The organism is Oribacterium sinus (assembly GCF_963553175.1).
Lineage (GTDB): Bacteria > Bacillota > Clostridia > Lachnospirales > Lachnospiraceae > Oribacterium > Oribacterium sinus_B.
Window position 1 is genome coordinate 23,600 of sequence record NZ_CAUVME010000029.1, and the last position, 10,749, is coordinate 34,348.

A 10,749-nucleotide genomic window follows, 5' to 3' on the forward strand; every position below is an offset into this window, starting at 1 on the left:
CCTTAAGAAGATAGGGGAGACCTTCCCATTCTATCCCCTTAAGGAAGGATTCGCATTCTGTCTCTATTACAGAGTCTTTAAGAACTCCTCATATTCTTCTGCGGAAAGAAGCTCTTCCTTATCGGTAACATCCTTTACCTTTACGAACCAAGCCTCATAAGGAGAGCTGTTGATACTTTCAGGAGCATCCAAAACAGCCTCATTGATTGCACTAACCACACCGGTTAATGGAGATATTACGTCGGAAACAGCCTTTACGGACTCAACATCAGAGAAAGACTCTCCCTTTGTTACACTGTCGCCCTCTTCCGGAAGATTTACGAAAACCAAATCTCCTAATTCGCTCTGCGCATAGTCGCTAATTCCTACTACGTACTCTCCGCCTTCTTCCTTAACCCACTCGTGATCCTTGGTATACAATAATCCCTTTTGAACTGCCATCTTTTTTTCCTCCTTAAAATAAGTAGTGTTGATTAAACCGTTTTCTTTATAAAATAGATCTTCCCGGAAGAAAATCTGATTTTAAAAATTTGTCTTTGTTCGAGTATTGCACCTAAAGTCTGCAATCTCTCCCTTGAAAAATGTTTTGCTTTTATTTCTCTCTCTTGTAGAAGGGAAGTGCTACCACTTCTACATCTACCTTACGTCCGCGAACGTCTACCTGAAGCTGAGTGCCCACCTCTGCATACTTGGGATCGATTAATGCCATTCCTACAGGATAGTTTAAGAATGGGCAGTGAGTTCCGGAGGTGGTATGACCGATAACCTGGTCTCCTGCCAAAACGTCCTGATGTTCACGGATAACGCCTCTGCCGGTAACCTTCAGGCCGACTCTCTTAATCTTCGGCTCTCCCTTGGCTTCAATAGCAGCCTTTCCGATAAAATCAGGTTTGTCCATCTTTACCGCAAACTTTAATCCGGTCTCAAGGGGAGTGATTTCATCGTCCATCTCATGACCATAGAGAGGCATAGCCGCTTCCATGCGAAGGGTATCTCTGGCACCAAGTCCGCAGGGAATCAGTCCCTCTTCTTTTCCTGCTGCCAAAAGCTTATCCCACATTTCCTCCGCCTTGCTGCTGTCCAGATACAGCTCTACACCGTCTTCTCCGGTATAACCGGTCTTGGAAACAATACAGGGAATACCGTCAACCGTAGCATTAAATACGGCATGGTAATATTTCTGAGGAATATTTTCTTCGGAGGTCAGCTTTCTGATAATATCCATAGCCTTAGGGCCTTGAAGGGCAATCTGGGCATAATCATCGGAAACATTGGTGAATTCCACATCCCCGAACTTATGCTGTACCATCCAGTTAAAGTCCTTCTCACGGTTGGCAGCATTTACAACGATAAAGTAGTCGTTATCCCCTTTCTTGTAAACGATTAAATCGTCTACCACACCGCCGTTTTCATTACACATCAGGCTGTATCTTGCCTGTCCGTCCACCATGTTCTCAAAATTGTTGGTTAAAATCTTCTGAAGATTTGCCAATGCATCCTTTCCTTTGCAAAGTACCTCACCCATGTGGGACACGTCGAAAAGTCCGGCTTCGGTTCGAACAGCCATATGTTCCTTGATGACTCCACTCTGCTCATACTGAACAGGGAGAAGAAATCCGGCGAAAGGAACAATCTTTCCGCCTGCCTTCACATGCGCTTCATACAACGGTGTCTTTAATTCCATAAACTGCCTCCTTTGTTTTATGGTGATTTTATCATCATGCTTTTTCCCCATCCCCTGACCCCTAACATCAGAATATTCGGGCAAAAAGTAATTACTCTATAACTCATTATAAAAAAATTTTTTTCTTTTTCAATGTGTAAAAAAATAAAAATATATGTGTTTTCTCCGGTTCAACCGGCCTGCTTGTCCGTCAAAGCCCTTTAGGCCAGCATATCCGCAATCTCAGACACGGAAATCCGATAAAGCTTTCCCTCCAAGCCTCTTTCCGTAAGCCCCTTTAAAAGGGAATCCCGGTCAAAAGCCAATCCTACAAAAGCTTTACTGATTTCCTCAGGATCCAGGGTACTGAAAAAATCTCCGCTAATAGAAGCTTCCTGTATTTTGCCCTTTTGAATCTCTAAGGAAAAATGCATCTTCCCCCCCGGGAAGCGTCCAATCTTTTCCATATTGAACTTCGGATTCTTTCCGTACAGACTGTCCCAGTTTTGAAAATGAGTCTTGGCCAGTTCCTTAACTCTCAGAATTTCTTCCTTGGAAAGCTCCAGGCGATTGGCTTTATTCTCTTCTCCCAAAATGGCGGAAACCATCAGTTCCTTAAAGTCCTCCGGGGAAATCTTCTCCTTCAAATGGTCGGAGATGTTACAAACTCTCTCCCGCACCGACTGGATACTTTTGGAAATAATCTTGTACTCATCCACCCTGGTGGAATTCACCATCTTCTCGATATCCGTGGAAAAAAGCAGGGATCCGTGATGGACAATGCTTTCCCCAAGATGATACTGGGCATTGCCGGAAAACTTGCGTCCTTCGATACAAAGGTCGTTTCTTCCGTTAAATTCTGCCTTAACGGAAAGCTTTGCCAGGGCGTCCAAAACCGGGCTTAGGTATTTCTTAAACTCTATCCCCTCTTCTTTATAGCGGTCAATGAAGGTAAACTGCCATCCTCCCGGGTCCGTGTAAATGGTGCCGCCGCCGCTCATCCTCCTAACCAGATTCATCTTCTGCTCTCTGGCGTAGGGAAGATTCACTTCCTCCGCCAGATTCTGATACTTTCCCAGCATCAGGGTGGGCGTGGTTCTCCAAAAAAGGAAAACCGTGTCTTCCAATTTCTTTTCTTCGGCTAAATAATATTCCAGACCAAAGTTCTCATAAACATCCGTGGACTCTAAATCAATATAAACCATGCACATCCTCCAAAGCTTCCCAAGCTCTGTAGGAGCTTCTGGCTAAGGGAGCGGAGGCTACATGATGGAAACCCTTTAAAAGAGCGTTCTTTTTATAACGGGCAAAGTCCTCCGGAGTGGCATATCTGGCTAAGGGGTAATGTTCCTTGGTGGGTTGCAGATACTGTCCAATGGTTAAGATATCACAGCCGGTTTCCAGCACATCATCCATCAATCTGTCAATCTGCTCTTCCGTCTCTCCAAGGCCTACCATAAAGCCGGTCTTTACCCTGATGTCCGGGGAATGTTGCTTGCAGTAACGGAGCACTCCTAAGGACCTTTCATAAGCCGCCTGGGGTCGAACTGCCTTCTGCAATTCCTTTACCGTCTCCACATTGTGATTCAGTACCTCCGGCTTAGCCTCCAGAACAATGTCTAAAGACTCTGTCCTTCCCTTCATATCCGAAATCAGAGTTTCAATGGTAGTGCCGGGGCAAAGCTCTCGAATCGCCCGAATGGTCTTGGCAAATTGCAAGGCTCCCCCATCCTCCAAATCGTCTCTGGTGGAGCAAGTTAAAACCACATGCTTTAAACGAAGTCGTTTTGCCGCCTTGGCCACATTCATAGGCTCTTCTTCATCCACCGCCTCCGGTCTTCCGCAGGTCACATTGCAAAAACGGCAATTTCTGGTACAAACACTTCCCAGAATCATAAAGGTTGCGGTGTGCTTCCTGTAGCACTCTCCCATATTGGGACAGTTGGCTTCCTTACAAACGGTATTCAAACGAAGATCCTTCATCAGCGCCGCCACCTCTTCGGTAGCCTCCTGATTGTATCGAACCTTCAGCCAGTCCGGCTTCTTCCCTAAAGAAGGAGGGGCAGCCTGTAAATCCTCCGCTTTCTCCAATGTCTTCTCCATATCTCGCTCCCTATCTCACTCCCTATCCTGTCCTTAAGCTGTCTCTTCAATCAAAGCGACCTTCTCCAATACCCCTACCGTATCTCCTTCTTCACAGCACTGTTCTACTAAAGTCCCCTCAAAGCCGGATTCCACTTGGGTAACCACCTTGTCGGTTTCAATCTCAAAAATCGGTTCCCCCTTCTTTACCGGGTCTCCCACTTCCTTCAACCAGGCGCAAACTACTGCCTCCTGCATCTCCGGTCTTAACTTCGGAATCACAATTTCTTTCTTCATCTTCTACTCCTTCTATAAAGCCAGAGACAATAAAGCTTCTCTGCGTTCCATGCTGTCTTGATTCTGTAGCCTTTCCACCAAATCGGAAAACTTTTCTTCAAAAAGCTCTAAAGAAAATGGCTGTCCTTGGAAAAGTGCTCTGACTTCCTCTTCTGAAAAATAAGGGGACTGTATCGTAAAATCTTCGATTCTTCCCTTCCGGACCTGATAACTGATCCGTATCTTTTCTCCTTGGAAAATACCTTCCTTTTCAAAAGAGAAATGAGGCGTTTTTCCATAGGTCCATTCCCAAGAATGGTATTTTTCCCGGCAAATCCTCTCTACCTCCGCCTTTTCCGCCTCTGTAAGAGCTAAGGCTTCCGGTTTAGCTCCCATGGATGCCATTAAGGCTTCCATAAAGCTTTCTATGGGAGGAACCTCCGCAAAGGGACATCCTTCCTTTCCTAAGCCTTCCCAGGATTCACTGATATTACAAACCTTGCAGATTGCCGAGGGAGAAGCCTTCGACTGAATGTGAACACTTTTATTCTTGGTGGTAATCTCATCCAAAAGACTTAAGTCCGATGTATAAAGTAGAGTCCCATGGTGTAAAACCCGTTCTCCGGTGGCCTTTTGGGCACTGCCGGAAATCTTCTTTCCCCCTATGGCAATATCGGAGCATCTGTTCTTCTCCGCCTTAATCCCAAGCCTTCGTAAAGCATCGATTACCGGAAGGAGAAAATCGTCATACTCTAAAATCTTGTTTCTTTTCTTCATTAGGCTGTAATTCACATTGCCTAAATCATGATACACCGTACCTCCGCCGCTGCTTCTGCGAACAACCGGAATCCCTCTTTCCTTTAACCGGCATAAGCTTACTTCCTGGCTGATGTTTTGATAACAGCCTACGATAACTGCCGGAGTATTCCGCCAAAGAAGAAAAATATCCTGCTCCGTTCTATTCTGAAAAAGATATTCTTCCAAGGCCTGATTATAAAAGGGGTCCAAGGAGGGATTTATAATTCCAATCATAGGCTCAGCTCTTTCTATCCCGAAAATTCTTTCTATTTTTTCGGAAAAACAGTGAGATTTTTCCTCTACAATATTCATTATAAACATTATTTATAAAATGTCGATATAATAGCGCTAGAATTTATAAATAATAACAGTATTTAAGAGGAAAACTTGTCTATTTTGACTAGGTTTTCCTCTTAAATACTGTTTTATACTTTTATTTTTGTTTAATTATTAACAAATTCGGCTTTTTACAAAAGAAAGCAAAGCTTCTCTATCATTTTCCGAAGGATTCAGCATCACATAATCCAAAGCCTGATGCAAAAGTTCTCCCATAGCCGGCCCGGCTTGCACTCCTATAGACAGTAAATCTTTTCCCTTAATTGCCAGATTGGAAAGGGTATAGCAATCCCCTTCCTCCTGAATCTTTTGAAGCCATGAAAGTCGAAGCTGCACCTGCTCCGCTATAGCCTTTCCCGGGGTATTGGAAACATTTTCCAAAAGGAGCGCCTTGGTATCATAAAAGTCCTGAATCAGCTCAAGTCCGTACCGAGAAAGCCGTTTCCGAAGGGCATAGGGAGAATCCGCCTCTTCCAAAGAAAAGAGCTCCACAAAGGAGGAAGCCTTATCAATACATTCCCGATCCAGCTTCAGCTCTTCCAAAATCTCCTTGGTGTACTCCGGCAGGTGCCTTAGCAGAAGCCCCAAGCGCAGATACTTCTTATCTTTGGCATTTCCTAAAAGAGAAGGAATTCCCCGCTTCTCGATTTCCGAAAAATGCCGTGTCACAAAGTCGGAAAGGCCGGTAGAAAAGAGTAGCTTCACCCGCTCCGGATGACGGCTACATAAAAGCTTCACCAGCTCCACCGCAATCCGCTCCTTGGAAACCTTTCCGAGGTTTTCCCGAAGAACCAGCATGGCCTGAAGGCAGTCCGCTTCTATCTGAAAATCCAGCTGGGCGGAAAAACGAATTCCCCGCATCATACGAAGGGCGTCCTCCGTAAAACGTTCCTCTGCCCTTCCCACGGTGCAAATCCTTTTATTTTCCAGGTCTTCCTGTCCATGATAGCAGTCTATGATGCCCCGATCCATGTGGTAGGCCATGGCATTGATGGTGAAATCCCTTCTGGCCAGATCCTCTTCCAGGCTTCCGGTAAAGGATACCGCCTTGGGATGACGCCCATCCTCGTAAATGCCGTCTACCCGGTAGGTGGTTACCTCAAAGGCTCTGTCTCCCTCTCCGGCTTCCCGGGGGCTAAGTAGAACCGTCACGGTGCCATGCTCGATTCCCGTATCAATGATACGCAAAAAAAGGGATTTTACGACCTCCGGCCTAGCAGAAGTCGTAATATCCCAATCTTCAGGTTCTCGTCCCAAAAGGGCGTCCCGAACACATCCTCCGACAGCATAGGCTTCGTACCCTGCCTGCTCAATCTGCCGAATAATGTGTTCTACTCCTTTGGGAACGGTGATTTGTATTGCTTTCGGATCTTTCATCCATTTTCCTTTTTTAACGTCAGTCTTTTCGTAAGGCTTAAGCACAAGGCTAATTCCTTGTACTGTTTTTAATAAGCTCTTCCCCAGTAAACCATCTTTGTAGCAGGCTTTCCGCATACTACGCAGGTATCGGCAATCTTTTCCTGCTTTGCAGGAATGCAACGGGAGGTAATACCGGAATACTCCTTAAGCTTCTCCTCGCACTCTCTGCAACCGCACCACATGGCGCGGACAAATCCGGGCTTCTTATCCAGGGAGGCTACCAATTCATCCAAGCTCTTGGCATCTGTGGTTCTTTCCTTCTGGAAAGTTAAAGCTCTATTATACATATCCTTCTGAATCTGCTCCAAAAGCTTCTTGCTTTCTTCCACAAGATTCTCAAAGGATACCACAATCTTCTCTCTGGTGTCTCTTCTTACCAATACCACCTGTCCCGCTTCGATATCCTTTGGTCCGATTTCCAGACGAAGAGGAATTCCTCTTACTTCACTGTCCGCAAACTTAAATCCGGGAGTCTTGTCGGAATCATCCACCTTCACCCGAAGTCCTGCATCCTTCAAGGTGTTCATCAAATCAAAGGCCTTGTCCAGTACCCCTTCCTTATTCTGCTGGATAGGAATGATATTTACCTGTACAGGAGCAATACGAGGAGGAAGAACCAATCCGGAATCATCCCCATGAACCATGATTAAGGCACCGATGGTTCTTGTGGTGATACCCCAGGAGGTCTGGTGTACCGGCTCAACGGTATTGTTCTTGCTTAAATACTGCACCTGGAATGCCTTGGCAAAACCGTCTCCGAAGTTGTGAGAGGTAGCACACTGTAAGGCCTGTCCGTCATGCATCAAAGCCTCTACCGTATAGGTAGCAATCGCACCGGCAAACTTCTCCTTATCGGTCTTACGACCCTTTACTACAGGAATCGCCAATTCATTTTCCAAAACATCCGCATAGATGTCCAGCATTAAAAGGGTTCTCTCTTCCGCTTCCTCTGCTGTAGCGTGAACGGTATGTCCCTCCTGCCATAAGAACTCTCTGGTTCTTAAGAAAGGTCTGGTGGTCTTCTCCCAACGAACTACGGAGCACCACTGATTCAGAAGCTGAGGAAGATCACGATAGGACTTTACCACCTTGGAATAATAGTCACAGAAAAGTACCTCGGAGGTAGGACGAACACAAAGTCTTTCCTCCAGTCTCTTGGAACCGCCGGAGGTAACCCATGCTACTTCCGGGGCAAAGCCTTCCACATGCTCACTCTCTTTTTCTAATAAGGACTGGGGGATTAACAGCGGCATAGAACAGTTTTGTACACCTGTAGCTTTAAAACGGGAATCCAGAGCCGCCATAATATTCTCCCAGATAGCATAGCCTGCCGGTCGAATAACCATGAAGCCCTTTACAGAAGAATAATCTGTAAGTTCCGCTTTTTTTACTACGTCCGTATACCACTGCGCAAAGTCTTCCTCACGGGAAGTAATTTGCTCTACTAATTTCTTGTCTGCCATAACTGTTTCCCCCTTTTTGGATATTGTTAAAAAACTATCCTTTGATTTTACATGATGAATTTTGGATTTGCAATCTTTATTCCCTATAAAATATTTTATCTATAGAGGTACGCTATGATGCAGAATGAGTCGGTAATTGGGGCAGGCTATCAGCAGCCTCGCCTTCGTAGTGAAGGACTGTATTTTTGTAACGATACGCTCTTATGCAGAATAGGTCTGTATTCGGGGCACGCTCCCGCTAACCTCGCCTTCGTAGCAGTACTAACTTCAAGCTTCGCTTTAGCTCGCTTTCAGTAAGTACTGACGGGCTCAGATTGCCCCTCTTACAGACCCATTCTGCAATCGCTTCATCTATTGATTTTTACAGTCCTTCACTTCGCCGACTTTCGGTAAGTTTCGACGGGCTCAGATTGCCCCTCTTACAGACCCATTCTGCAATAGCTTTATTTATTACTTTAAGATAAATCCATACTTTACAGGATCTTCTTCATCAATCACAAAGTGGTTGAAGCCGGTAATCCATGCGGAACCGGTAATCTGAGGAATAACCGCATCGTAATCTCCCACCTTGGTGGTTCCTACGATTTCTCCCTCGAAAATGGTGCCCAGGATGGACTCATAGAAGAACTTATCTCCCTGCTTTAACTCACCCTTTGCGAAAAGAGTAGCCAGCTTTGCACTGGTTCCTGTTCCGCAAGGAGAACGGTCTACCTGTCCCTGTCCGAATACTACGCAGTTCTTTAAGGTCGCGCCCTTGGTCTCTGTTGTAGACCACCATTCTACCAAGTCTACGGTATGGATATGGGGAAGCAATGGATGCTGTACAGGAATCTCCTTGTTGATGATGTCTCTTAGCTGGATTCCCAAAGCGTTCAGCTTATCTGCATTTTCCGGCTTAATCTCTACACCGATCTGGTCTACCTTCACGATAGCGAAGAAGGAGCCGCCGAAGGAAATATCGAACTTAATCTTGCCGTAACCCGGAAGCTCTACCTCCTGATCTCTCTTATATAAGAAAGCGGGAACATTCTGGAAGCTTACCTTCTTAGCCTTGCCGTCCACAACAGTAACTTCACCGTGGATAATTCCTGCAGGAGCCTCCTGTACAATCTTGGTAATAGGCTCTGTTACAGGAACAATACCGGTCTCTACTGCAACGGTCATAGCACCGATGGTTCCATGTCCGCACATGTTCAGGTATCCGCCGCCATCCATAAAGATAATACCGTAATCGGCCTCATCCACTGTAGGCTGTGTCAAAATGGAACCGAACATATCGTTATGTCCTCTCGGTTCCAACATAATAGCGGTACGAAGATAATCCATATTGTCCTCAAGCCACTGCTTCTTCTCAGGCATAGTCTTTCCGGGGATTTTAGGGACTCCACCTACTACGATTCTGGTAGCCTCACCGGCTGTGTGGGAATCAACTGCGTGAATACTCTTGCTGAATTTCATGATGCTTACCTCCATAGTTTATTTTTATAAAGGAAAAGTCGCCCCATAAGACGACTTTTCCGATTCTTAACAAGTAATGGTTCAATCCTGCGTCATCTTCTGTGTTCTTTATGCCGCCTGCTTCTTTTCCTTGCTTAAGGAATAGAACATGGTTGCTGCGGTGTAGAACATAACGCAGATAACGATAATCTTTAAAATGTGAGAGGGTAATCCTAATGCTACTCTGGTTGCTACAAATACACCCAAAGAGCCGAAAATGGTTCCCCACAAAGCTACCTTTCTATTGTAGCTGCCTTCCTTTACGAAACGAACGGAAGCAACCGGCATAAGGTATGCGCAGGATCCCATCATGATGGGGAAGGCAACCTTCGGGTTCATGCCCAATACGCAAACCAGGGCAAGACAAGGTGCATATAAGCCAACTCCGGCAGTCATAACTGCGCCTAAGAAGAAGTTAATTACGATAGCAACAATAAGTTTTATTCCGCTGAGTCCGATGGCTGTTCCTTCTACGGGGATAACATTCGCCACCTGTAAAATGATGACGAAACCGATTACTACCATGGCAACACCCATAACCAGCTGAATCATCTGCTTGGAAAGCTTGGAAATAATTCCTGCACCAATCCATGCACCGACCATAGCCGCAAGTATCATGGTAACCAATGTGATAGGCTCTACTTCCACTCCCTGAATAAAGAGGAAGGCCTCCATAACGACAGGAATAGTACAAGCTACATTCAAGGTGCCGGGAATCAGCTTGTCATCCACCTGCTTTAAGCCCTTGTAAAGGGAAGCGCCCGGAGCGAAGGATCCGATACCGAATACGTCGAAGAAGTTAATTCCAAAACCGATAGCACTGCTAACCGCGGTATTGCTTTCCTTCTCCATGCTATCCTTATGCGCCAGTAAATCCTTTACAAATGCGACTAAAAAAATAAGCGCTAAAATGCCCAGTATTACGAGCAAGCCTACAGTAACCATTTGTTGAGCATTCATATCTTTCTCTCCCCCTTGCAAAATCTTTCACAAAAGAGACTCCTGCCGTTCTCATTCATTGTGAAATAATTCCCAATTGTTCTGTTCCTCATTTTAAGACGAAAATGCTACTTCGTCAATTCCTATTGAGAAGCGGTATAAGCAAAAATTTTTTAAAAACTTTTATAATTTTTATAAAAGTTTTTATTCTTAACGAGTATCCGGTAGTTTGACAGTTAAATAGTTCCAAAATCTCCTCAGGCCTTGAAAAGCCTG

General features: G+C 45.3%; 10 protein-coding genes. All 10 read right to left on the bottom strand.

Features of this window, described 5'->3' with window-relative positions:
- Positions 1–66 precede the first annotated feature (66 nt).
- Positions 67–441 (bottom strand): glycine cleavage system protein GcvH, encoded by a 375-nt coding sequence (gcvH, locus tag RYO92_RS08345; RefSeq protein WP_304070843.1) that lies wholly within the window; start codon positions 439–441, stop codon positions 67–69.
- 151 nt (positions 442–592) lie between these two features.
- Positions 593–1,684: a glycine cleavage system aminomethyltransferase GcvT gene (gene gcvT, locus RYO92_RS08350; RefSeq protein ID WP_308578882.1), complete on the bottom strand. Its 1,092-nt coding sequence runs from the start codon at positions 1,682–1,684 to the stop codon at positions 593–595.
- Positions 1,685–1,884: 200 nt separating this feature from the next.
- Positions 1,885–2,868 carry a lipoate--protein ligase gene (locus RYO92_RS08355; RefSeq protein ID WP_315370092.1) on the bottom strand — a complete coding sequence of 328 codons (984 nt, stop codon included), beginning with the start codon at positions 2,866–2,868 and terminating at the stop codon, positions 1,885–1,887.
- Positions 2,855–3,766 carry a lipoyl synthase gene (lipA, locus tag RYO92_RS08360; RefSeq protein WP_315370093.1) on the bottom strand — a complete coding sequence of 304 codons (912 nt, stop codon included), beginning with the start codon at positions 3,764–3,766 and terminating at the stop codon, positions 2,855–2,857. The genes RYO92_RS08355 and lipA overlap by 14 nt, the downstream gene beginning before the upstream one ends.
- A gap of 33 nt (positions 3,767–3,799) precedes the next feature.
- Complete coding sequence (locus RYO92_RS08365; RefSeq protein WP_007158101.1) at positions 3,800–4,042, bottom strand: biotin/lipoyl-containing protein; 243 nt, start codon at positions 4,040–4,042, stop codon at positions 3,800–3,802.
- Between the two features lie 12 nt (positions 4,043–4,054).
- The gene (locus tag RYO92_RS08370) at positions 4,055–5,053 is read right to left on the bottom strand and encodes a lipoate--protein ligase (protein WP_315370094.1); all 999 of its coding nucleotides are present in this window, start codon (positions 5,051–5,053) and stop codon (positions 4,055–4,057) included.
- 216 nt (positions 5,054–5,269) lie between these two features.
- Complete coding sequence (locus RYO92_RS08375) at positions 5,270–6,532, bottom strand: CCA tRNA nucleotidyltransferase (protein WP_315370095.1); 1,263 nt, start codon at positions 6,530–6,532, stop codon at positions 5,270–5,272.
- Between the two features lie 68 nt (positions 6,533–6,600).
- Positions 6,601–8,037, bottom strand: a complete 1,437-nt coding sequence (proS, locus tag RYO92_RS08380) for a proline--tRNA ligase (protein WP_314668852.1) — start codon at positions 8,035–8,037, stop codon at positions 6,601–6,603.
- Between the two features lie 450 nt (positions 8,038–8,487).
- The gene (locus RYO92_RS08385) at positions 8,488–9,495 is read right to left on the bottom strand and encodes a proline racemase (protein WP_315370096.1); all 1,008 of its coding nucleotides are present in this window, start codon (positions 9,493–9,495) and stop codon (positions 8,488–8,490) included.
- A 108-nt stretch (positions 9,496–9,603) separates the two neighbouring features.
- Positions 9,604–10,494 carry a sulfite exporter TauE/SafE family protein gene (locus RYO92_RS08390; RefSeq protein WP_314833342.1) on the bottom strand — a complete coding sequence of 297 codons (891 nt, stop codon included), beginning with the start codon at positions 10,492–10,494 and terminating at the stop codon, positions 9,604–9,606.
- Between the last annotated feature and the right edge of the window lie 255 nt (positions 10,495–10,749).